We start from the raw sequence: 23,972 nt of genomic DNA, 5'->3' as shown, positions 1-23,972 counted from the left end.
TTCAGTATTTAACTTTTATGCCATGGTAAGTTTCTTGCTCTTGGTAGTCTTTTCTCATCGGATGACCTTCCCAATCAGCGGGCATCAATATGCGGCGTAAATCGGGGTGATTATTGAATTTTACACCAAAAAAATCATAGATTTCTCTTTCGTGCCAATCAGCCGTTTTCCAAACACTTGAAACTGAGTCTATTTGGGCAACATCAAATAATGACCTGTCTATCTGCACTTTAAGAACGACAGACTTTTCGAATGGTATGGAACTCAGATGATAAATCATGTCTATTGTGCCTGCGTCGGTTCCGTTATCAATGGCCGTTATGCAGTTCAGAAAATCAAAATAAAATAATGGGCTGGTGTGAAGAAATTTACATACGGACAATAAACTCTGTGCCGATAAGCGTATGAAGGGTTGCGGGACATTATCAATAAACTGAGTGTCTATTTTAAGTTCTGTATTAATTTTCAAAGACACCTCACCGCTTATTGAAAAATCCATTTCTTTAATTTTTTTGTGCCAAAAGAAACATAACTGCCATTCTAACCGCCACGCCGTTTTCTACTTGATCCAATATGATTGAGTGACTAGAATCAGCCGCATCAGAGCTGAGTTCCACTCCCCTATTTATGGGTCCTGGATGCATCAGAACAATTTCTTTATTTAACTCGTCTAAGATGCTTTTGTTTATACCGAAATAAAGAGAGTATTCCCTCAAAGATGGGAAATATTTTAATTGCTGTCTTTCGAGCTGAATTCTGAGCACATTGGCTACATCGCACCAGACCAAAGCGTCTTTCACATTATCAAAAATCTGAACACCCAATGAAGTCAGGTATTTAGGAATTAATGTTTTAGGACCACAAACTCTCACGTCGGCACCAAGTTTTTGCAAACAAAATATATTTGAAAGTGCTACTCTTGAATGAAGAATATCTCCGATGATTGCTATTTTTTTCCCTCTCAAATCACCGATTTTTTCTTGCATCGAAAAAGCATCCAATAGTGCCTGAGTCGGGTGCTCGTGGGTACCATCACCTGCATTTACAATATTGGCTTTTATTTTATTTGAAAGAAAATGCGGTGCTCCGGGGCTGCTGTGCCTCATTACCACCATATCCACTTTCATGGCCAATATATTATTCACGGTATCTAACAATGTTTCTCCTTTTTTCACAGAACTACCTGCTGATGTGAAGTTTATGGTATCGGCAGAGAGACGTTTTTCCGCTAATTCGAATGAAAGCCTGGTACGGGTAGAATTCTCAAAAAACAGATTTGCGATTGTGATGTCTCGCAGAGAAGGGACCTTTTTTATCGGCCTGTTAATTACTTCTTTAAATTCTTTGGCAGTTTCAAGTATTAAATTAATATCGTTTTCGGTGATATTTTTTATTCCTAATAAATGCCGAGTACTTAAAGAATCCATCTATGATTAATAATTTTACAAAAGTAACAATTATTAAATATTTTGGAAGAAAAAACACTCATTAAAATCAATAAATCTTCAAATCGAGCATTTTACCAAACACCAACGATTTAGCTCCGAAAATTTTCGCTTGGTCTCCCATTGGCGATATTAACACCTTTAGGTTTTTCTTAAAATCGGTCAAGCAATACTTATTAATGGCCTGATTGAGAGTGGAAACAATCAACTCTCCGGCTTTGGTCATTATACCGTCAATGATAATTACTTCTGGATTAAACATGTGAATGGCAATAGATAGACCTTTACCCAACTCACGGCCAATGTCAAATATCAAATCGATACAAAACTCGTCGCCTCTTAATGCGGCCTCTATGACATCCTCCAATGATATTTCGCCCTTTTTCAAAGAAAGCGTTGAGGTTTTGCCTTCTGCCAAGCCTTGTTTTGCTCTGTTTATCAATGCCAAAGCCGATGCCACGGTCTCCAAGCAACCTTTTTTTCCGCAATGACACAAAGCTCCTTCAGGTTTAATTTGAATATGGCCCAATTCTCCAGCAAATCCATCTGCCCCTTTAATTATCTGACCATTACACATTATACCTAAGCCTATTCCCCAATCGAGATTGATTAACAAAACATTTTCTTTGTTTTTTGCTAATCCAAAATGATGCTCACCAAGCATAGAAGCTTGCGTATCATGGGTTATGAATGTAGGGATTTGTAAATGTTCTTGTAAAATTCCACCCAAAGAGAGACCATTTTGGTTGTGATGCGGATAGGTATAATTCAGCCCTTTTTCGATGCTCAACAAACCCGGCGACGAAATACCAACTGCCCAAACTGAGTAATCAGCTATAAAATTCTTCGTTTCCGTTTTGATTATATCTACAATGTCCTCTGAATTTATATCTGTCGCAACCGTACTTTTCTTTAATATTTCGTTTCTGAGATTTAAAAGATAAAAATTGGTTTCGTAAATATTCAAATCAACAATTACACAAAGGTGTTTGTCAGGATTCAAATCAAACAAGCTCGGCCTGCGGCCAGATTTTGTTTTAGAAGAACCCACCTCAAGAATCCATTTATCGGCTATTAACTCATTGATATAAACCGTAATAGACGGAACACTTGTGTGCAGTTTTTTTGCTAATTGAGCAATAGTAATGGCTCCAGAATTGTAAATCTCACGAAGAATTTCAACGATATATTGATTTTTCTTTATTTCTACAACGGAAGAAAATGACTCTGTTACTGGCTCCATAAATTATACTTGTTGACTTATATTTAACTAAGGGCAAACATATTAAAAATCTTCAATAACTTTTAAAAAGTGTACTCCTTTTGTAGTGTTTATCCTTGCGGCTTGCTTTTCAATTCTTGGATTTTGCCCTGCTGAAAATTTATAAAAATCAATTCCAGCACTGGGTTTGCCGAAATCTAAATATTGAAAAAAGCTTATGGCAAAATTCTTCCCAGTCTTATCAAAACTTATTCCTGAAGGCAAAATACCACTCAAAGACAAATTATTTTTGTTTGTCAAGGTGCCATCCGCCGAAAGACCTAAGACTGAAAGTGATGATCGGCCAGAGTTCCTCTCGTTTATTGGAAAATCGAAAGACTTCTTGGCGTTGACCACCAAAACATTATTTCCATCAGGATTTATAACCATAGCCGTTGGATTTTCTTCTACAAAAGCTTTCGAAATAAGAGAATGGCTCCCCTGATCCTCCAAATTAAATTTAACAACGAAGACTTGCCCATTACTCGCTTCTGAACTTATTTGATTGTGCGTGTCAAGCACCAAAAAATACTTGCCGTCATTTGTAAACAAACCCGTTTTGGGCACTCCATCAAGCTTTATTGTACTGCCCGACAACTCCAATCTGATTATCTTCTGTGTTGGTCCGTCTTTGATAATTTTCACAAGACCTATTTCTCTAGTGTCCTGCCTGATATACACCAAATAATCTTCTTTCGGATGCCAAATAACATCTGAAACTGAGCCGTTTGCCATTTGAGAAGGCTTAGCAATAACTCTTATGGGCTTGCCAAATTCATTAAGTTCAAAAATTTGCAATTCTTGGTTATAACCCTCAGCCGCTACAGCCAAATATTCATTTGTTTTGTTTAGAGCTATCGCCTTGGGATTCAATGCAACTGGAAATCTGTAGTCAGGTTTCAGATTTCTCAAGTTCGAAATATCTACTACGCTCACATAGCCACCGTCAGGCAGGCCAGCAAATGGTGCATTTTTTTCGTCTTTTTTTAGTGCCCCTTTGGTTTCTAAAACATAACAAAGTCGATTGTCTGACTTGAGAGCAATCGACTTGAAATTGTCAATTATAGAGTTGGAAACTATTTGTTCAGAATTGGTATAGGAGTCTTCATATTGCAGTGGAAACATAAATGCCCCCATCTTGTCAAAACCCGCTTTATCGATTTTCTTGGATGAATAACTGAATGTACCAAAGTCAGAATCCTGAAGATAAATAAGGCCTTTAGCATCGAAATTGATAGTTTGGGCCGAAACCGAATAAAACGAAAATAATAAAAATAAAAAATTCTTCAAAATCTAAATTTTTAAAACTAATCAATATTAACAGGCATCATAAACTTGTACCCTATCCCAAAGCATCGAACATTTGGCTATAAAGGCATGATGATCAGGATGATCTTGGTAAATGTCTTGGTTAGCGGCAGTGTCAAAGACAAAAGTAATGCTGAAATCGTAAGTATTGTCAATCACTTCGCGGTCGGTAGAAGCGGCTTGTCCGATGTAAGCATCGCCTATTTCTGCAATTTTTGAAAGTTCCAACAATCCCTCATGTAGCTGACTTCTATGGCTCTCGTTTCCTTTTTCTTTCAACCAAAAAAATACGGTATGAACAAATCCAGTTTTTAAATTTCCCATTTCTTAATTTTTATATGTGTTAAATAAATCTAATGTTCCTAAAAGAAAAAATTGAATGGACGAACCATGGGTTCCGGCAGCAATTCGCTCCAAAGTAACTTGACTTGACCCCTTGGCGGTCATGCCTTTCTGTGCTGATTCTGAGTTAAAAAATGGCACAAACGTGTCGGCATCACCATGGTATAAGCGAGTTGGAACTTTCGACTTCCATTCTGTTATATCATTGTCTTTAAGGGCCTCCAGCCATTTGGTTTCCGTTTTATTTTTTAGCCCCGCTATAAATGTAGGGTTCAAAACCTCGTTGAAACTTTTGGATATGGTCACATTCTGTTTATTGATTTTTATGTCAGATGCATAAGGCTCTACAAAGTAATCGGTCATTGGTCTGTTGAATCCATACAGCCTATCATAAGTCAACAAAACCCAAATATAAGAACGATTGTTGGTAGATTCTCCACTAGTTTTAGAATTAATAAATGACTCTAAAGTTTTAGTTTTGTCATAAGCTCCTGCTCCACAACTAGATGCCTTCAAATTAAATTGTGAGCTATATTTTTCTTCAATCAATTTTTGAGTGGCCAATGTAGCATACCCCCCTTCGGAGTAGCCAGCCAAGAGCAGATTATTATTCCAATTGATGTTTTCTTTTTTTATAAACTCTTTAACTGCCAAAAGAAAATCCACGTTTGATTGAGCCAGTCCCGTTTTATGCTCATAAGGATGAGGATAATTTTGAGAATCTCCATAACCCAGATAATCAGGCATGGCTATAATTACACCCGTAGAAGCAAAAAACTGCCCCAAAGCACTCTCTGACTGTTGATTGAAATAAGATGGAGCTTGGCTGTTGTCTGAAATAGTGCCATGCTGAACGCTTCCCAAAGCCAAAGGTTCCGTCAAGTCAGTCGGGACTATTATCGCACCGGAGGCAGTTATTTGGGTTCCCTCAGGAGTTTTGGTCAGGTATGAAATCTTGTGCAGTTTAATGCCCGATCTCACCAGAAACGAAACCTGAGCACTTTGAGCTCCAAAAGTTGTAGAAAGTGTGGTCAAAAACTCAGCTTTGGTGTACTTTTTAACCTCTGCAGACGAAACCAAATAATTGTCATATTCTAAGACGTCGTCTTCTTCGCAGGAAACAAAGAAAATCAAAACAAAAAACAGCCATTTCAAACTAAGTACATTCCTTCCTCGCATAATCTTCAAATAATTTTAATTTTCTTTAGAACGACTTCAACACGCTCCGATTGCGTACTAATTTCTTAATTTATCCAAAAGCCTATTCAATTCGTCAAATTCAGCTTCGGTCAGAGAATTCATGTCATTTTCAATTCCCTTAATGGCCTTAGTTACGTCGCCAAGAAACTCGGTTCCTTTAGGCGTAATTTTTACATCACAAGCCCTTCTGTTTCCTACTTTTTGGTCACGACTCACGTATCCTTTCGCAAAAAGCTTATCTACCAACCTCGACGCATTCGACATTTTATCTATCATTCTGTCAATGATTTCATTAATTGTAATCGGCTGGTCTTTTTGCCCATTCAATATCCTGAGAACATTGTATTGCTGAATACTTATATCGAAAGGTTTAAGATATTTATTTTGCTTAAAATGTATCCAATTATTTGTATAAAAAATATTCACCAAGGTTTTTTCATAATTACTTTTAAAAGGCTTGGTTTGTTTTATTTCCTGTTCTAAACTCATACTTTTGTACATTAGTGTATTTCCAAAATATGTATTTACATATATTACAAATGTAAAATATTTTTATTTGTTCCGAAAATTTAATAGATGAAACTTACAAAAAAGCTAATATTAGCCTCAAATTCCCCGAGAAGAAAAGAAATACTACGTGCATCAGGGTTTGATTTTGAAGTGATTGTAAGACCAACCTCAGAAGAATTCAACCCCGAGATGGTACACCACGAGGTACCCGAGCTTCTGGCAAAAAAGAAGGCCGAATGCTTTAATGACTTCGATGACAAGTACCTGATTTTAACCGCAGATACTGTAGTTGTTTTAGAAAATAAGATCATCAATAAGCCTGAAAATGAGCAACAAGCATTTGAAATGCTATCTGCTTTGAGTGGTAAAACGCACCAGGTCATTACGGGTGTTTGTATAAAAAACGGAATGGAATATAATAGCTTCATTGATATCACAAAAGTGGAATTTGATGAACTTACCGAGGCCGAAATAGGGTTTTACATAAAAAACCACCACCCAATGGACAAAGCCGGTGCTTATGGCGTGCAGGATTTCATTGGTATGATTGGTATTCCAAAAATTGAAGGATCGTTTTACACGGTCATGGGACTTCCTATTCACCTTATTTACAAAGCGTTAAAGCCATATATTATTTTTGAATGAAAGACGACATTACGATATTTCTGAACGAACAAGACGACAAAGTGTATGTTCGAGTACCTGATGACAAAGAGACTCACTTTGAACTTCAAAACCTAGCAGGAAGGATTTTGCAAGAAGCCACGCATGATAAAAGCCTACATGATTTTGACCTAACTGGCCTCGAAGATGGAATTTATTTTGTGCTCGTAAACCAAGGAAGTTTAATTAGATCTAAAAAAATAGTAAAAGGCTATCATCCTTAAAAATTTGAACAGAATTCGTCAATAGTGACAAGATATATGCAAATACTGTCCTTGCGACTTTGAAAAAACGATAAAATATGAAAACGATAATTATAGACATGGACGACGTGCTTGCCGATGCAAGTGCAAAGATTTTGGAAATCTTCAATGAATTAAACGGAACTTCGGTTGACAAAGATTTCTTTAACCATAGAGATTTCTACGAGTTCATAAACTCAGACGGACATAGATCTTACAGACCGCAGCTTTTTGAACCTGGCTTTTTTAGAAATCTTTCTATAATGCCTGATGCTCAAGAAGTAGTAAAAGAACTTTCCGAAAAACACAAAGTTTATATTGTTTCTGCTGCTACTGAATTTCCAAATTCTCTCAGAGAAAAATACGATTGGATGGCGGAACATTTCCCGTTTATTTCATGGAAAAACTTTATGCTCTGCGGAGATAAATCTATTGTAAAAGGTGATGTAATGATAGACGATCACGAAAAAAACCTAAAGACTTTCGAAGGCGAAACATTGCTTTATGATGCCATGCACAACAAACTTTTAACTGGCTATCAACGTGTTAACAATTGGCAAGAGATACACAAACACTTTTTTAATTGATGTAAACTATGCTTATTCGAGTAGCTTTTTTTATTGTTCTGGCTATAGAAATTTACTTTAGCACTACCCAGCAAAATTCATTGGTAAAAATCACCAAACCTTTGCTGATGCCGATACTAATGTGGATGGCATTTCAGCTGAATATTAAAGAAAAAAACTTATACATTGCTTTGTTTTTCAGTCTTTTAGGCGATATTTTCTTAATGTTTGGCGGAGAACTTTATTTTATGCTTGGCTTGGGCTCTTTTTTGTTGGCACACATTTTTTACATTTTGCTTTTTAAAAGTCAATTCAAATTTAGCCTTTTAAAAGCACTTCCGTTTGCTGCTGCAACATTAAGCTATTTCATGTTTATAAAAGGCGGAATTGACCCAAATCTATTGATTCCAGTAAGTGTTTATTGCCTTGTCATTACATTGATGGGAATCTTTGCCGCTGGAAGAAAAACAAACAATTCATCTTACAATTTAGTACTTTTTGGCTCGATACTATTTATTATATCTGACTCACTAATAGCCTTTAACAAATTCTATGCACCATTACCTGCCAGTTCGTTCTGGGTCATGAGCACGTATGGATTAGCTCAGTTTTTGATAGTGCTGGGCTGGTCAAAAAAGTAGAATTAAACGATGTTTGCTTTGATTAATTTGATGGCAATGGCCAAAAGAATGAGTCCAAAAACTTTTTGAAGAACTTCCACCGTTCCTGGTTCCATTTTTTTCTCCAACCAAGCCGACGATTTTAAGACAATAAATATCAAAACAAGGTTTACTAAGATGCCTACCACAATATTAACATCCTGATAAGCAGCCTTTAGAGAAATAAGAGAAGTCATTGTGCCGGCTCCAGCTATAATGGGAAAGGCAAGCGGCACTATAGAGCTTCCCTTTCCCTCATTGTTAGTATTGTGTTTGAATATTTCCCTTCCAAGAATCATTTCAAAACCGATAATCAACAAAATCAATGCCCCTGCCATTGCAAATGACTTCACATCTACGCCAAATAATTGCAGAATTTTTGTTCCTAGAAACAAATACCCGAACATTAAACTTCCAGAAATCAATGTAATCCTTTCGGCATTGATATGTCCTAGTTTCTTCCTCAGGTTCAAGATGATTGGTATAGACCCAAGAATATCAATAATAGAAAAAAGTATTAGAGAAACAGAAAGGATTTCCTTAAAATTGAATTTCATGGTTTATTTTTTTTAAAATTAAACATAATTCCCCAAAAGCCTAAAAAGCTCATCAAAATCTTCGTCTGAAATGGCTGGAAAGTTGGCAATTCTGAGTGTATTATTTTTCCATTCGCCATAACCTTTACCTACTATCACATTATTGGTCTTAAAAAACTCAACTGCCTTTGCCATATCTTTTGGAACAATGGCCACAACCGTTCTTGAAAGTGTTTTTGGGTTTTCAACAAGCAAATCAAAATGCTGATTATTTTCAAAAAAATCATAAATCCGCTCTGACCTTTGGTATAATTTTTCTGAAACGAAATTAATATTCGGCAATGTTTCCAAAAGTCGTTTAAACAAATAAATACCCAAAATATTTGGCGTATAATGTGTTTGAAATTTCTGAAAATTTTCCTCTATAAAAATCAGACTGTTATAATGATTTCGCTCATTTATTTCTATTGCTCGCTCCAACGCTTTGGGCGACACTATCATTATTCCTAATCCGGAAGGCATCCCAAAGCATTTTTGACTAGACGAAAACCAGACATCCGCATTAGAAATATCATAATTTTCTCCCCCTAAAGATGAGGTGGCATCCACAACAAAAAGAGCTTTTGGAGATTTTTCTTTCAGTTTCTTTATCGATTCAAATGAGGTATGTGTGCCATTTGAAGTTTCGCTTGAAACCCAACAAACCACGTCATTTTCAGTATCAACTTCTACTTCATCAATATTTTGATTTATAAAAAAACGAGTTCCTCGAATGCTTGGAAGCTCATAATTCGTGGTTGAATTTATTTGGGGATTTGTAACGGTGTATTTAAACCATTTTTTGCCAAAAGCTCCATTATACAAAAACTGCACTTTCCCTCTTATCAAAGACTGAGCACAAATCTCCCAACACTCTGTGGCAGAAGAAGTAAAATAAACCTTGTAATCTTCTGTAATATTTAGATGTTTTCTTAATAAACTAATCGTCTCTTCCAACAAATCCATAAAAGGTTGACTTCTATGGTTTTGCTCCAAAATGCCAGATTTAAAGGCTTCTGAAGAAAAGTCTTTTAAATTGTCATAAATCTTGGAAGGACCTGGATAAAAATTTAACATGAATAATCAATATTGACTTAATGGAATTCTAATCCTTGGTTTTTCGGCAATAGCCTCAGGCTTAAATAGTTGAAACCAGTTGATTATATCATCTAAAGCCGGTAGATTAATAGAATATATGATGAATTGCCCTTTTTTCTTTGAACTAACCAAGTCGGCCTGTCTTAATAAATCCAAATGATGCGAAATACTGGGTTTTGACATATTAAATCTATCTGAAATTTCGCCAGCTGTGGCATCACCCAACCGAAGAATTTCTAAAATTTCTCTCCTTGAAGCATCATTCAAAGCTCTGAAAATATTATTCATAATAATTTAACTATTTAATTGTACAAATAACTAATTAAAAATTTAGGAAACAAATAAAATTTCGATTTTTTCGATTTTTTGGCAGAATTCCAAATGGATATTTCGGTAAGGGCATAATAATTGGTATATTTGCCACATATAACGTAAGTGGCTTTTAGCCTTTTTCTGACAAAATTCTTTGATATGAAAGTCCTCAAATTTGGCGGCACCTCTGTTGGCACGGTAGATAGCATTAATCAAGTAATCCGTATAATCTCTGAAAATAAGCAACCTGTAGCTGTAGTTTACTCTGCAATGGGCGGAATTACCAACAAATTAATTGAAATTGGTTCTTTAGCATCAAAAGGAGATAGTAAATATTTAGATGTTCTTCAAAGCATCGAAGAAAGGCACTTTACGGCTATTAGAGCTTTGGTAGATGTAAAGTCGCAAAGTTCAATCATTGCGAAAATCAAAGGCAATTTCAATGAAATAGAAGACCTCTTGAAAGGCATCACCTACATCAGAGAATTGAGCGTGAGAACGATGGATCTGTTGGTGAGTTTTGGGGAACGACTTTCATCCCAAATCATCAATTTTGTTCTAAACGAAAGAGGTATAAAAGCCAAATATATTGATGCAAGAGACATCATAAAAACCAATAGCAATTACGGTTTTGCAGAAGTTGACTTTGACGAAACCAATACTTTAATTAATACTGCCTTAGCTGATAAGAATCAAGTTTATTGTATTACAGGTTTTATAGCTTCAAATAAAGATAATATCACAACTACCTTAGGAAGAGGTGGTTCAGATTACACTGCTTCTATAATTGGAGCCGCTTTAGGCTCTGAGGTAATAGAGATTTGGACAGATGTGAACGGCATGATGACCGCCGATCCAAGAAAAGTAAAAAATGCTTTTACTATTCCAGATATCTCCTATTCTGAAGCCATGGAGCTTTCGCACTTTGGTGCTAAAGTAATTTATCCGCCGAGTTTGGTGCCTGCTTTTTTGAAAAACATTCCTATAAAAGTTCTCAATACTTTTGAAAGTACGCATTCTGGAACAACAATTTCGAAAGAAATAAACCAAAAAGGATACTCTATCACAGGTATTTCATCCATTGACGAAATTTCTTTGGTAAATCTTCAAGGGAATGGCATGATTGGCGTTGCCGGAGTTTCTGCCAAATTATTCGGCCTTCTAGCCGATAATAAAATATCAGTAATTCTAATTTCCCAGGCATCTTCAGAACATTCAATCTGTTTTGCGGTAGACCCGAAATCAGCCGAAAATGTAAGAGATATTCTGGAGGAAGGCTTTAAAGCCGAAATACTGAATGGCGATATTGAGAATATCAGTATCCAGAATAACCTTTCAATAATAGCAGTGGTCGGCGAAGGCATGAAGTCCAGTTCTGGTACTTCTGGAAAGCTTTTCTCTGTTTTGGGTAAAAACGGTATCAATGTTATCGCCACCGCTCAAGGTTCTTCAGAGTTGAATATCTCAGTCGTAATCAAGAAAAAAGATATTTCAAAAGCCCTGAATGCCATTCATGAGACTTTTTTCGAGATTGATGGATTTACGCTTAATCTATATTTAGTAGGACCAAGTGGACAAATTGGCAAAACTCTTTTGAAACAAATAGCTCAACAATCCGCCTATTTAAAGAAAGAAAAAAATCTGAATATCAAATTAACAGGTTTGGCCAATACAAAAAAAATGTTGTTGGATTCTAATGGTATTGCCTTAGAAAACTGGAAAGAAAACCTTGACAATGCAGGCGAGAAAATAAACCTGAGCGAATTCATTACTGATATTCAGACGCTTAACTTGGCCAACAGTATTTTTGTAGATTGTTCGGCTGACAAAGATATTGTTCAATATTATTATCCACTTTTGGACAGTAACATATCTATTGTTACACCCAACAAAGTGGCCAATTCAGGTACTTACGAGGAGTATTTGGCTCTCAGAAACATTGCTAAAAAACGCAATGTAAAATTTCTTTATGAAACCAACGTAGGAGCAGGATTACCCCTAATAAATACGCTTCAAGGTCTGATAAATAGTGGTGATAGGATTCATAAAATCGAAGCCGTACTGAGCGGAACACTTTCTTTTATCTTCAATACTTTTGCGGCTGGTTTAAAATTTGTAGATGTCGTAAAGGAGGCAAAAGCAAAAGGATTTACCGAGCCAGACCCAAGAGACGACCTCAGCGGAACAGATGTGGCAAGAAAAATATTGATTTTGGCCAGAGAAAGTGGTATAAAACTAGAATTCAACGAAGTTGAAAATGTTCCTTTGTTGAGTTCCGAAGCCATGTCTGCCAAATCTGTTGAAGATTTTTATGCTGTCTTGGAAAAAGAGAATAGTCAATATGAAACTTTACTAAACAATGCTTTAGCAAAAGGAGAAGTTTTGAGGTTTATAGCAAGTTTAGAAAATGGCAAAGGCAAATTGGGATTAACCTCAGTCGGAAAATCACATCCGTTTTATAATTTGTCTGGTTCCGAAAACATCGTTTCATTCACCACAGAAAGGTATTTTAATAACCCTTTGGTAATTAAAGGACCTGGTGCAGGTGCTGAAGTAACCGCCATGGGCGTATTCGCCGACATTATCAGTTTAAGTAGTTTTTTAGCGTAAACCCCGTATAAATTGGATTCAATAAAAGTATATGCACCTGCCACCGTGGCCAATGTAGCTTGTGGTTTTGATATTTTTGGACTGGCAGTGGACAATCCTGGCGACGAGGTAATTGTAAAAAAAAGAAATGACGATAAGATTGTAATTGAAAAAATCACTGGAGACGAAGGTAAACTTACTTTAGACCCTGCCAAAAATACGGTTTCTGTTCCAATCATAAAATATCTATCTCAAATAGGCTTTAACCAGGGTTTTGATATTATTCTAAACAAAAAAATGCCGCTTGGAAGTGGCCTTGGAAGCAGTTCTGCCTCTTCGGTAGCTGGAGTTTTTGCCGTAAATCAACTTCTAGATTCGCCCTTACAAACCAAAGAATTGTTGCCTTTTGCCATGGAAGGTGAGAGAATTGCCTGTGGCTCGGCTCATGCAGACAACGTTGCCCCTGCCCTTTTGGGCGGCTTTGTTGTTATTAGATCTTACGCTCCATTAGATTTCTTTCAAATACCAACGCCTGAAAATCTTTTTGTTACCATCGTACACCCTGATATTGAGGTAAATACAAAAGACGCACGCCATATTCTAAAAAACGAGGTTTCGATGAAAAAAGCGATATCCCAAATGGGAAATGTGGGTGGTATGATAGCTGGCTTGATGAGTTCTAATTACTCTTTAATTGGCCGATCTATGGTTGATTTCATCATTGAACCCATCAGATCCATTTTAATTCCACAGTTTTTCGAAGTAAAAATGGCGGCTACTGATGCTGGAGCTTTGGGTTGTAGCATTTCTGGTGCTGGCCCTTCTATTTTTGCTTTTTCCGAAGGAAAAGAAATTGCCCAAAAAGTGGAAATTGCCATGAAACATGAGTTTGAAAAAGTGGGCATAGACACAAACTCTTATGTGTCAGCGATAAACAATGTTGGTCCGAAGATTTTGGATTAAAATTAAATACCAATTGCTGTTTTTCTGGCTTAGAAATTTAAAAAAACTTCAATTAATCAATCCATCTGATTTTCTTTCATATTTTTATGGAAAGTTTATTCAAACCATAAAATGAAAAGAAAATTATTCTCAAAAGCAATACTTTGTATTGCTCTAATTGGCTTTATTTACCATTCGGCCGTTGGCCAAGACTCTTCAAAAAAAGTACTTGTTTTTTCTAAAACCAAAGGATTTAAACATTCTTGTATCCCATTTAGCATAAAAGCGATTCAAAAATTAGGCATTGAAAACAGCTTTTCTGTTGACACCACAAGCAATTCAAGCTTTTTTCAAGATCAAAATCTAAAAAATTACCAAGCTATAATTTTCAATAACACCACAGGTGATGTTTTGAATAATGCCCAACAAGCTGCCATGGAACGATATATTCAAGCTGGAGGCGGATTCGTTGGAATTCACTCTGCGGCAGATACAGAATACGAATGGCCTTGGTACAATGAATTACTCGGAGCTTATTTCGAAAGTCATCCGAGCAATTCAAATATCAGAAATGCCAACGTCGAGGTCGCGGATAGAACGCATATTTCCACAAAACACCTTCCCGAAACGTGGAATAGAACCGATGAATGGTATAACTACAAAAAAATATACCATTACATAAAACCCCTCGCTTACCTCGACGAGTCGACCTATGAAGGAGGAACAAACGGAAATAACCACCCAATATCCTGGTATCATGAATATGACGGTGGCCGTGCTTTTTACTCAGGTGGCGGCCATACCGACGAAAGTTATTCTGAGCCAAGCTTCCTCCAGCATTTGATGGGTGGAATAAATTATGCAATGGGTGAAAATGTAAAATTGGATTATTCGAAATCTTACTCAAAAGAACTTCCTGAAGAAAATAGATTTGAAAAAACTGTTTTAGTTAACGACCTCAACAACCCTATGGAATTGGCAGTAGCACCAGATGGAAGAGTGTTTTTTACGGAATTAGCTGGAAATCTGACCATATTCGATACCAAAACCAATAAAAGAAAACTGATTCATAGATTTCCTTTAACTATGAAAGGCGGAACGGGGTTGATTGGAATCACACTTGACCCCGATTTTGAAAACAATGGATGGGTTTATCTATATTACTCACCACCTATCGAGGGCGAACCAATTATCTTCAATCTGTCAAGGTTTACAATCTCAAAAACCAATGTGATAGACCTAAATTCAGAGAAAATATTGCTGAAAGTTCCAGTCCAAATCAATAGTGGCTCACACCATGGTGGTTCTTTAGCATTTGATAAAGATAAAAACCTTATCCTTTCCACAGGAGATGGCACAACGCCTTTTCCTTCTGATGGTTATGCTCCCATTGACGAGCGAAGTGGCGAAAAATATTATCCCATGGACGCTCAAAGGTCGGCTGCAAACACCAACGATTATAAGGGTAAAATCCTAAAAATTCATCCAGAAAAAGACGGCACTTATACCATTCCTGAAGGAAATATGTTTAGCTCCCCAGCCCCCAGTGGGGGTGCGTATTCTGGTGACAAACCCTCTCCAAAGGGAGATGGCGGCCTTACGCTTCCCGAAATATTTGCAATGGGTGCTAGAAATCCTTACCGAATAGCCATAAATCCCAAAACAGCCACTATTTATTGGGGCGAAATTGGCCCTGATGCTGGCGTCGATATCAAAAGAGGACCGAGAGGTTATGACGAGTTTAATCAAGCTAAAAAACCAGGATTTTATGGTTGGCCTTACTTCGTAGGAAATAATTATGCTTATTCTGAGTGGAATTTTGCGGATTCCACAGCTGGCCCAAATTACGACCCAAACAATCCTGTGAACAATTCTCCGAACAATACTGGTCTTAAAAACTTACCAAAGGCAACGCCTCCTATGATTTGGTACCCTTACGGAATTTCCGATGAATTTCCTGAACTTGGACTTGGTGGTAGAAGTGCGATGGCAGGCGAATTTTATACTTTTAACAAATCAAAAGCTTCTCCAAAAGCTATTCCAGCTCATTATGATGGCTCATTGTTTGTTTTTGACTGGATGCGAAACTGGGTATTGGCATTGCGTTTTGATGAAAATGAAAATTATCTCAGAAATGAAAAATTCATGCCCAATTCTGGAGATTTTAGAAGACCTATAGATTTGGCATTTTCGGTAGATGGCATTATGTATATGCTTGAATATGGCTCTGTCTATGGAGCTGATAATGTGGATGCTAGATTGGTGAAAATAGAATACAACTCTGGCAATCGATCACCGAAAATCGATGCTTATTTTGCTAATAATGACGAAATTAAAAAAATAAATGCTCAATCATTTTTGACTTCTGAAAACAGAGCTTTTCCGAAATACAAAGAAATATCAGGCATAGCACCGCTTAGTTTTAGGGCATTTGCAAGGGCCATAGATCCAGATTTCGACGACAGACCTGAAATTTCTTGGTTATTGAATGGCAAGGAAGTTGGAAAAGGAGGAAAATATGAATCCACGCTGTCTGTGAACGGAACATATACCTTAACTGGAATAGCAAAAGACAAATCAGGCAAAACTTCTGAAGAAAAACTTAAAATAATAGTTGGAAATCAAAAGCCTGAGATAGAATTGGTTTCAAATAACAATACCACTTTTTACTTTGAAGATAAACCTTTTGAATATGAATTGAAATTCAAAGATGGGGACAACAAGGTTTTGAAAAAAGAGAAAATAATTTCCAAGCTAAATTACATACCTCAACCATACCGAACTATAGTTGAAACACAAAATGCGGCGTTAACTACTGTGGAATCAGGCTCTATTGGCAAAACACTTTACGATGGTAGCGATTGTAAAGCTTGTCATACCAAAAACCTAAAATCAGTTGGGCCGTCGCTTACGCAAATAGCTCAAAAGTATAATGGCAAGGCAGGAAGCGTGGATATGCTGGCAAAGAAAATTATTGAGGGCGGTGGCGGAAATTGGGGTCAAACACACGTAATGAGTGCCCATCCGCAATTGAACACAGCTGACGCGAGAGAAATTGTTCATTATATCTTTGCATTATCTGACCCTAAAAAAGAATTCAAAACAATTCCAGTGGCTGGAAAACTGCCTTTGGACAAACATTTGGATGACAAACCTCGTGGCCATTATAATATTTTGGCAGAATATACCGATGCAGCAAACAAAGGAACAAATATTCAGAAAAGCTCAAAAACTTTCCCTTTAAGACATAACATCTTAAGAGCAATGGATGCTGATATGCACCCTGGATTTGTTTTTGATTGGGGACAATTGAGAGAAGGCGGGTCAAAATCTTACTTGGTTTTCAGAAAAATTGACCTGAAAAATATCAAAAACATCAGTTTTGAATATGCATCTAAAGAATTTGATGGAGAAATACAGATTAGGAAAAACTCTGCTGCTGGACCAATACTAGCAAAAATAAATTATTCGCTCACTGGAAGTTGGGATAAAATGAATTGGGTAAAAACGGACATTGATTTGCCCGAAATATGTGATTTGTATTTTGTAGCTGTCAAAAAATCAAAGCCAACGGATAAAATCATTAAGTTTAAATCTATAAAATTTGAATAGACGTTTTTTCTTAAAGCATTTAAAGCCCAAATACACGTGTTTGGGCTTTTTTGATGCCTTAGGAAATCGATTCTAAAAAATGAAACTGGTATATTTGCGTTTCGAAAAATACAAAAATGCTAGCAAAAGAAATCAACGATATCTTCAGAGAATCTATATTAGACTATCATACGACTGACCATGTGGATGCCGAAATGCCTAAAAAATACCAAGATTCACCGCTTGGAAATTTGTTATATTTAAAAAACTGGATTGATACCGTTCAATGGCATCTCGAAGATATCATTCGTGACCCTAAGAACGAGCCATCATTTTTGGTAGCCGTCAAACGCAGAATAGATGCTTCAAATCAACACCGAACGGATACCGTGGAACAAATAGATGAGTTACTTTCTGAAAACTTTAAAAATGTTACAGTCCAAGAAAATGCGAGAATGAACTCGGAAACTCCTGCTTGGCTATTGGATAGAATGTCGATTTTACAATTAAAAATTTATCATTTCAAGGAGCAATTAGAAAGAAATGATGCCGATGAAAAACATTTAGACTCAGTAAAACACAAACTGATGATACTGGAGATTCAAGAGCAAGACCTCGAAAAATGTTATAATGAACTTATTGAAGACTTGGATGCTGGCCAAAAGTATATGAAGCTGTACAAACAGATGAAAATGTACAACGACCCCAATTTGAACCCAGTTTTTTATTCTCAAAAATGAAGAATATAATAATTTTTAGGTTTTCAGCGATGGGCGACGTGGCTCTGATACTGCCAGTGGTTTTAAATGCAATAAAACAAAACCCTGACCTAAAAATTACCATTGTTACCCGAGAAAAATTCAAGCCTTTTTTCGAAGGGCATAGCAATATTGAAGTTTTTACAGCAGATTTAGATAATAAACACAAGGGTCTTTTAGGCCTGTTCAGATTATTTCAAGAATTAAAGCGACTTTCACCAGACTATATCTTCGACTTACATCAAAATATCAGAACTCAGGTTTTAAAATTCTTCTTTTGGTTTACAAAAGCTGAAGTGTTTGGCTTCAACAAAGGAAGAAATGAAAAGAAAAAGTTAATTAAAAACCAAGAATTTAAGCAGCTCAGCCACGTTACAGAAAGATATTATTCCGTTTTCAAAGAAGCCAAATTAGTCTCTGAAAATTCAAAAATTGAAAATTTACCTGAATTCTTTAGAATTCCTTCAGAAACAGAAAAGAAAATTGAAAATTGGCTGGTGAAATTTAAAAGTCAGAGACTTATCGGAATTGCATCTTTTGCCCAACATAAAGGAAAAATCTGGCCAATTGAAAAGTATGCAGCTTTAATACAGCTTATTTCCCAACAATTTCCAACAACTCAAATAATGATGTTTGGAGGCGGAAAACAAGAAAAAGAAATAGTAGAATCACTCAAGAACAGATTACCACAAATCGAAAACCTGGTAGGACTTTTTTCTTTAAATGAAGAACTTGCACTGATCAAAAAACTCGATTTGATGATATGCGGAGATAGCTCAAATATGCATTTTGCTACTTTGTCGAATATTCCAGTAATTTCCATTTGGGGAAGTACACACACTTTTGCAGGTTTTGGAGCATTGTTTCAGCCTGAAAATTATACCATAGAAATAAGCAAAGAAGAACTCGCTTGTAGGCCATGTTCAGTTTACGGAAATAAACCTTGCATCAGAAAAGATTACGCTTGTCTGAATTGGATAAGCCCAGAGATGGTCTTCGAAAAAGTAAAAACTATTTTCTGAATTTATCTTTGATGGTACCCAGAATCCCGTTCCATTTTTTCTCTTTTTCGGGTTTTAACTCCGGAAAAACCTCCGTTACCGGTAAATCTAAAATCTCTTGAGCGAATTTGGCGAAGTCCATACCTCCAAAAGTACCAGATGACATTAACAATAGATTTGACTGAAACCAATTTTGAGATTTTAAAAAATCCTCCAATTCTTTTGCATCGGTAAATACCAACAAATCTTCTCTTCCAAAAAACGTCTTAATTTCTTCTTTGTCCAAAGCTGGCATTTTTTTCATTTCCAGTGTGTGCGGCGAAAAGAAAACTACGGCCAAATCTGCATCCGCAAGTTTTTGGTCATAATGAGGCAAAAACTCCTTATTCAAACTAGAAAATGTATGTAGCTCATAACAAGCCACCAACTTTCTTTTTGGATATAATTCTTTTGTGGCGTTGGTGGTGGCTCCAACTTTAGAAGGAGCATGAGCGAAATCTCTATAAATGTGTGTATTAGAATTACTTCCGAGTGTTTCTAGCCTTTTAGATGCACCTTTGAATGTCTGAATAGCTTCATAAAACATTTCCTCTGTAATGCCCAATTTCTCCAAAATCAACTTTGCACCTTGAAGATTCTTCATATTATGCTCTCCAAAAAGCTCAATTTGAAGCTCTCCACTTGGAGTTTCCAGGAAAACTTTCCCGTTTTTAACTTCGTAAGGGTGTTTTTTGTAAGGCATTTTCTGAACGTCGGCCCTATCCTTTTCACCTATTACTTTAACGATATCATCCGTCTCATCAAACAATAATGTTCCTGCCTTATCTATCCCATCAGCCAATTCTTCAAATGCCTTTACATAGCTATCAAACGTTGGAAAAACATTAAAATGATCCCAAGCCACACCACTAATCAACACAATATGAGGATGATAAAACAAAAATTTCGATTTCAACTCTATTGCAGACGACAAATACTCGTCACCTTCAATAATTATTACAGGAGCATCTTCAGTTAATTTCACCATCAAGTCAAAGCCCTCAATTTGAGCTCCAACCAAATAGTCAAAATTCCTTTTGTGATAAGCCAATACATGAAGAATAATACTGGTAATAGAAGTCTTTCCGTGACTACCCGCAATCACAACTCGCTGTTTCTGAACAGATTGCTCGTAAACATATTCTGGAAATGAATATACTTTAAGGCCTAACTCAGTAGCTCTTTGTAATTCAGGATTATCCTTTCTAGCATGCATTCCCAAGATAATTGCATCGAGTTCAGCATTAATTTTATCAGGAAACCAACCATATTCTTTGGGCAAAATACCCACTTTTTCTAGTCTAGATTTAGCAGGTTCGTAAATTTCATCGTCCGAGCCTGAAACTTGGTATCCTTTTTGGTGTAGAGCTAATGCCAGATTGTGCATAACCGCACCACCAACCGCAATAAAATGTACCTTTTTTGTAGAATTAATCATGTTTTATATTAAAAAAACCGAACGTATGTCGATAAACACTAAGATATGGTCTTGATAAGCTAACCTTATTTGCAAAGTTCTAAAAATTATGTCAATTTTGCACCATATTTTTTTCCTAGTTCTAAACTTCAACAATTTTCGTCAGTACAATAAATGAAGAGATACATAGATTTAATTCAGCAAACGTTTGAGTTTCCAACACGTGAATTTGGCGTAGATGCTAGAAATAATCTCCAGTTTAACAACGTCCCTTTGATGGATGTTATCAAAAAATACGGTACTCCACTTAGGCTTTCCTATTTACCCAAAATCGGCGAACACATAGAACACTCGAAGGTTCTTTTTAAAAACGCCATGAAAAAGTATAATTATAAAGGAAGCTACACTTATTGTTATTGCACAAAATCGTCTCATTTTAAATTTATCATAGAAACGGCCTTGAAGCATAATATTCATTTGGAGACTTCGTCAGCATTTGATATGCCCTTAGTGAAAACGCTTTTTGATGAAGGTAAAATAACGAAGGAAACATTTATAATTTGTAATGGGCACAAGCGTCCAAACTACTTGGAATACATCTCGGGCATGTTGAATGACGGTTTTGGTAACTGTATTCCTGTACTTGACAACCTTGGAGAAATAGATTATTACTTAGAGAATGTTACTGCTGAAAACGTAAATATAGGAATAAGAATAGCCACAGACGAGGAGCCTACTTTTTCATTTTATACATCAAGACTAGGAGTTAGATATAAAGATGTCGATGATTTGTACAATGATAAAATCAAGCCAAATCCTCATTTCAAGCTCAAAATGCTTCATTTCTTTATCAATTCTGGCATAAAAGACACTGCCTATTATTGGTCAGAACTTACGAGATTTATGTTTAAATATTGTGAGCTGAAGAAGCTATGCCCTGAACTGGACTCAATTGACATCGGTGGTGGTATGCCTATCCAGACTTCTATTGTTTATAATTTTGATTACCAAGCCATGGTGGACGAAATCATAGAAAACGTACAATGGATTTGTCATAAAAACAATGTTCCCGTGCCGAATATCTTCACAGAATTTGGAAGTTATACCGTAGGTGAGAGTGGTGCCATTCTATATAAAATCATAGACCAAAAACAACAAAACGACAGAGAACTTTGGTACATGATTGATGGTTCTTTCATAACTCAACTGCCTGACTCTTGGGGAATTGGACAAAAATACATTATGCTGCCAATAAATAATTGGGATGCTCCTTATACTAAGGTGAATCTTGGTGGATTAACCTGTGATTCTGCCGATTATTACAATACCGAGTCTCATTCGGAAGACCTTTACATGCCTATGGTAGATGATAATAATCCTGACGAAGAACAATACATTGGATTCTTCCATACAGGTGCTTATCAGGAATCCTTGGGTGGCTATGGCGGCATTCAGCACTGTTTGATTCCAGCACCAAAGCATGTTCTGATAGATCTAGACGAAAATGGAAACCTGACCACCGAACTTTTTGCAAAAGAACAAGGGGCCGAATCTATGATGAAAATATTGGGTTACAGAAGTGAACGCAAAAAAGCAGAGCCTTTAATTGTTCAGGATGAGAATATTAATTTTCAGAAAGAGAAAAAAGACTAAAAATAAAATAAGACCTCAAAAATATCGTTAGACCACTAAAAAAATCATTGAATGAAATCAAAATTGGCTCTCCTATCCCTTTTGGGACTGTTAATGTTCAGTTCGTGTAGAAAAACACCTTGTCCTGCTTACGGGAAAATAAATAAAAATATCTCAAAAACAGAGATTAAATCATAAAGCTGCTTCATTTGAAATAAATGATTAGTCAATTAAAATCATTTATTTTCAATACAATTGTTAGATTTTGGCATTTTTATATATTTTTGAGGTACTATACCTATACCCTAATTATAAATGGCCAACATTATCAAACTAAAATCTATCGAAAACCAAGATGGCATCCTTTCTGTTTTTGAGCACCTTATGCCTGGACATATAGAAAGAGTGTATTTTATCTATGGTGTTCCTGAGAATAAAATCAGAGGAGGGCATAGACACCATGAAACTTGGCAAGGTCTTATTTGTCTTAACGGTTCGTGCAAAATTTATGTCCAAGACAATTATGACTCTGACCATGTGTACGAATTGGATAGCCCAGGTAAATGCTTACTTCTGAAACCTTCTGATTGGCATCAAATGTTTGATTTTTCAGAAGATAGTATTCTTTTAGTCTTAGCCAATCAAAACTACGACCCCAATGATTATATTGACATGGCTTATAACCCTGAAAGTATATTTACTCATTTTGTAGGTTCACAATTCCAATAATTCATGGAAATTCCTTTTTTATCTTTAAAGTCCACAAATAAACCATTTGAAGATTCGCTGAAAATTGCATTAACAGATTTCTTGAGTTCAGGCCAATATATGTTAGGCAAAAGTGTTGCGAATTTTGAAAAAAACTTCGCAAAATACTGCCAGACAAAACACTGCATTGGTGTTGCCAACGGTCTTGATGCTCTTATACTTATATTAAATAGCTTTGAATTCAAGAAAAATGCAGAGGTTATAGTGCCTGCAAACACCTATTTTGCTAGTATTTTAGCAATTATAAAAGCGGGACTAAAGCCTATATTGGTGGAACCTAACCTTGAAGACTACCTGATTAATACAGATAATATCAAAAAAGCCATAAGCAAGGAAACTGTAGCAGTAATGGCCGTCAATCTATACGGAAGGATGTGTGATTACAAAAAAATCAATGAAATTTGCCAAGAGAATAAATTAAAATTAATAGTAGATTCAGCCCAAAGCCATGGAGCTGAATATCAAGATAGCAAAGATTGTTTTGGAGCAGATGCTATAGCTTACAGTTTTTACCCAACCAAAAACCTCGGGGCATTGGCTGACGCGGGTGCAGTAGTTACGGGTGACGAGCAATTGGCGAAAACAATAAGAAAAAATAGAAATTATGGCTCCGAAATAAAATATCAGTTTGATTCTCTAGGTTTGAATAGTCGTTTGAGTGAGCTTCAAGCGTGTTTTCTAGATATAAAATTGAAACATTTGGATGATGAAATATCGAAAAGAAGACATATAGCGAGACGATATTTGACAGAAATAAAAAATGACAAATTAATATTGCCGCCCTCTGATAGGATAAATCAAGATGCTTGGCATCTATTTGTAGTAAGAACTGATATTAGAGACTCTCTTATTAGATTTTTAAAAGAAAAACAAATTGGATTCGACATACACTATCCAATTCCTCCACACAAACAAAAAGCATTGAAAGAACTTAATGGATTAGATTTACCCATTACAGAGATTATTCATAAAACAATTCTTAGTTTACCCTTAAATTCTTCCTTAGTAGAAGATGAGGTGGATCATATCATTTTAACATTAAATTCGTATTAAT

The 23,972-nt window shown here is 36.1% G+C and carries 23 protein-coding genes; 12 read left to right on the top strand and 11 right to left on the bottom strand.

All coding sequences use genetic code 11. The annotated features are described in order from the left end of the window. Position 1 precedes the first annotated feature (1 nt). From EGI26_RS03840 to EGI26_RS03810, 7 genes are all read right to left on the bottom strand, one after another. Entirely contained in the window at positions 2–499 is a 498-nt protein-coding gene (locus EGI26_RS03840) for an NADH-quinone oxidoreductase subunit C (protein WP_255076504.1), read from the bottom strand. 4 nt (positions 500–503) lie between these two features. Next, the gene (locus tag EGI26_RS03835) at positions 504–1,427 is read right to left on the bottom strand and encodes an aspartate carbamoyltransferase catalytic subunit (RefSeq protein ID WP_255076503.1); all 924 of its coding nucleotides are present in this window, start codon (positions 1,425–1,427) and stop codon (positions 504–506) included. A gap of 67 nt (positions 1,428–1,494) precedes the next feature. After that, complete coding sequence (locus EGI26_RS03830; protein ID WP_255076502.1) at positions 1,495–2,688, bottom strand: ROK family transcriptional regulator; 1,194 nt, start codon at positions 2,686–2,688, stop codon at positions 1,495–1,497. Between the two features lie 42 nt (positions 2,689–2,730). Beyond that, positions 2,731–3,996, bottom strand: coding sequence for a hypothetical protein (locus EGI26_RS03825; protein WP_255076501.1), 1,266 nt, complete (start codon positions 3,994–3,996; stop codon positions 2,731–2,733). 27 nt (positions 3,997–4,023) lie between these two features. Beyond that, positions 4,024–4,338 (bottom strand): Dabb family protein, encoded by a 315-nt coding sequence (locus EGI26_RS03820; protein ID WP_255076500.1) that lies wholly within the window; start codon positions 4,336–4,338, stop codon positions 4,024–4,026. 3 nt (positions 4,339–4,341) lie between these two features. Beyond that, a complete protein-coding gene (locus tag EGI26_RS03815) occupies positions 4,342–5,535 on the bottom strand; it encodes a S9 family peptidase (protein WP_255076499.1) in 1,194 nt (397 codons plus the stop codon). A 57-nt stretch (positions 5,536–5,592) separates the two neighbouring features. Further along, complete coding sequence (locus EGI26_RS03810; protein ID WP_255076491.1) at positions 5,593–6,045, bottom strand: MarR family winged helix-turn-helix transcriptional regulator; 453 nt, start codon at positions 6,043–6,045, stop codon at positions 5,593–5,595. 87 nt (positions 6,046–6,132) lie between these two features. Between EGI26_RS03810 and EGI26_RS03805 the strand changes: the two genes are divergently transcribed. The 4 genes from EGI26_RS03805 to EGI26_RS03790 all read left to right on the top strand — a co-directional run bounded on the left by EGI26_RS03805 (position 6,133) and on the right by EGI26_RS03790 (position 8,178). Continuing rightward, a complete protein-coding gene (locus EGI26_RS03805) occupies positions 6,133–6,711 on the top strand; it encodes a Maf family nucleotide pyrophosphatase (protein WP_255076489.1) in 579 nt (192 codons plus the stop codon). Beyond that, positions 6,708–6,953: a T9SS type A sorting domain-containing protein gene (locus EGI26_RS03800; RefSeq protein WP_255076488.1), complete on the top strand. Its 246-nt coding sequence runs from the start codon at positions 6,708–6,710 to the stop codon at positions 6,951–6,953. Before EGI26_RS03805 ends, EGI26_RS03800 begins: the two co-directional genes overlap by 4 nt. 77 nt (positions 6,954–7,030) lie before the next feature. After that, the gene (locus EGI26_RS03795; RefSeq protein WP_255076487.1) at positions 7,031–7,558 is read left to right on the top strand and encodes a 5' nucleotidase, NT5C type; all 528 of its coding nucleotides are present in this window, start codon (positions 7,031–7,033) and stop codon (positions 7,556–7,558) included. An 8-nt stretch (positions 7,559–7,566) separates the two neighbouring features. Further along, complete coding sequence (locus EGI26_RS03790) at positions 7,567–8,178, top strand: lysoplasmalogenase (protein WP_255076485.1); 612 nt, start codon at positions 7,567–7,569, stop codon at positions 8,176–8,178. Between the two features lie 2 nt (positions 8,179–8,180). Here the strand turns inward: EGI26_RS03790 and EGI26_RS03785 are convergent, their stop codons facing one another. Genes EGI26_RS03785 through EGI26_RS03775 form a run of 3 tightly spaced genes read right to left on the bottom strand, consistent with a single transcriptional unit; the run spans position 8,181 to position 10,157 of the window. Next, the gene (locus EGI26_RS03785) at positions 8,181–8,753 is read right to left on the bottom strand and encodes a MarC family protein (protein WP_255076483.1); all 573 of its coding nucleotides are present in this window, start codon (positions 8,751–8,753) and stop codon (positions 8,181–8,183) included. A gap of 18 nt (positions 8,754–8,771) precedes the next feature. Next, positions 8,772–9,848, bottom strand: a complete 1,077-nt coding sequence (locus EGI26_RS03780; RefSeq protein ID WP_255076481.1) for an aminotransferase class V-fold PLP-dependent enzyme — start codon at positions 9,846–9,848, stop codon at positions 8,772–8,774. A gap of 6 nt (positions 9,849–9,854) precedes the next feature. Next, a complete protein-coding gene (locus EGI26_RS03775) occupies positions 9,855–10,157 on the bottom strand; it encodes an autorepressor SdpR family transcription factor (RefSeq protein ID WP_255076479.1) in 303 nt (100 codons plus the stop codon). Positions 10,158–10,340: 183 nt separating this feature from the next. On the opposite strand from EGI26_RS03775, the gene thrA reads away from it, so the two are divergent. From thrA to EGI26_RS03750, 5 genes are all read left to right on the top strand, one after another. After that, positions 10,341–12,791 carry a bifunctional aspartate kinase/homoserine dehydrogenase I gene (thrA, locus tag EGI26_RS03770; protein WP_255076477.1) on the top strand — a complete coding sequence of 817 codons (2,451 nt, stop codon included), beginning with the start codon at positions 10,341–10,343 and terminating at the stop codon, positions 12,789–12,791. A gap of 12 nt (positions 12,792–12,803) precedes the next feature. After that, the gene (locus EGI26_RS03765) at positions 12,804–13,733 is read left to right on the top strand and encodes a homoserine kinase (RefSeq protein ID WP_255076469.1); all 930 of its coding nucleotides are present in this window, start codon (positions 12,804–12,806) and stop codon (positions 13,731–13,733) included. A 111-nt stretch (positions 13,734–13,844) separates the two neighbouring features. Next, complete coding sequence (locus tag EGI26_RS03760) at positions 13,845–17,324, top strand: ThuA domain-containing protein (RefSeq protein ID WP_255076467.1); 3,480 nt, start codon at positions 13,845–13,847, stop codon at positions 17,322–17,324. Positions 17,325–17,440: 116 nt separating this feature from the next. After that, positions 17,441–18,043 carry a DUF4254 domain-containing protein gene (locus EGI26_RS03755; protein ID WP_255076464.1) on the top strand — a complete coding sequence of 201 codons (603 nt, stop codon included), beginning with the start codon at positions 17,441–17,443 and terminating at the stop codon, positions 18,041–18,043. Next, complete coding sequence (locus EGI26_RS03750; protein ID WP_255076462.1) at positions 18,040–19,083, top strand: glycosyltransferase family 9 protein; 1,044 nt, start codon at positions 18,040–18,042, stop codon at positions 19,081–19,083. The genes EGI26_RS03755 and EGI26_RS03750 overlap by 4 nt, the downstream gene beginning before the upstream one ends. Here EGI26_RS03750 and murC read toward each other — a convergent pair. Beyond that, a complete protein-coding gene (gene murC, locus EGI26_RS03745; RefSeq protein WP_255076460.1) occupies positions 19,073–20,539 on the bottom strand; it encodes a UDP-N-acetylmuramate--L-alanine ligase in 1,467 nt (488 codons plus the stop codon). The two genes, EGI26_RS03750 and murC, sit on opposite strands and share 11 nt — an antisense overlap. 153 nt (positions 20,540–20,692) lie before the next feature. On the opposite strand from murC, the gene EGI26_RS03740 reads away from it, so the two are divergent. The 3 genes from EGI26_RS03740 (at position 20,693) to EGI26_RS03730 (ending at position 23,971) form a co-directional block, all read left to right on the top strand. Next, the gene (locus tag EGI26_RS03740; RefSeq protein WP_255076458.1) at positions 20,693–22,171 is read left to right on the top strand and encodes an arginine decarboxylase; all 1,479 of its coding nucleotides are present in this window, start codon (positions 20,693–20,695) and stop codon (positions 22,169–22,171) included. Positions 22,172–22,465: 294 nt separating this feature from the next. Further along, positions 22,466–22,879, top strand: coding sequence for an FdtA/QdtA family cupin domain-containing protein (locus EGI26_RS03735; protein ID WP_255076456.1), 414 nt, complete (start codon positions 22,466–22,468; stop codon positions 22,877–22,879). Positions 22,880–22,882: 3 nt separating this feature from the next. Then, positions 22,883–23,971, top strand: a complete 1,089-nt coding sequence (locus EGI26_RS03730) for a DegT/DnrJ/EryC1/StrS aminotransferase family protein (RefSeq protein WP_255076454.1) — start codon at positions 22,883–22,885, stop codon at positions 23,969–23,971. Position 23,972 lies beyond the last annotated feature (1 nt).

The sequence above is a fragment of the Lacihabitans sp. CCS-44 genome, from assembly GCF_024343735.1.
GTDB lineage: Bacteria > Bacteroidota > Bacteroidia > Cytophagales > Spirosomataceae > Leadbetterella.
This window is presented reverse-complemented; position numbering and strand designations above follow the sequence as displayed.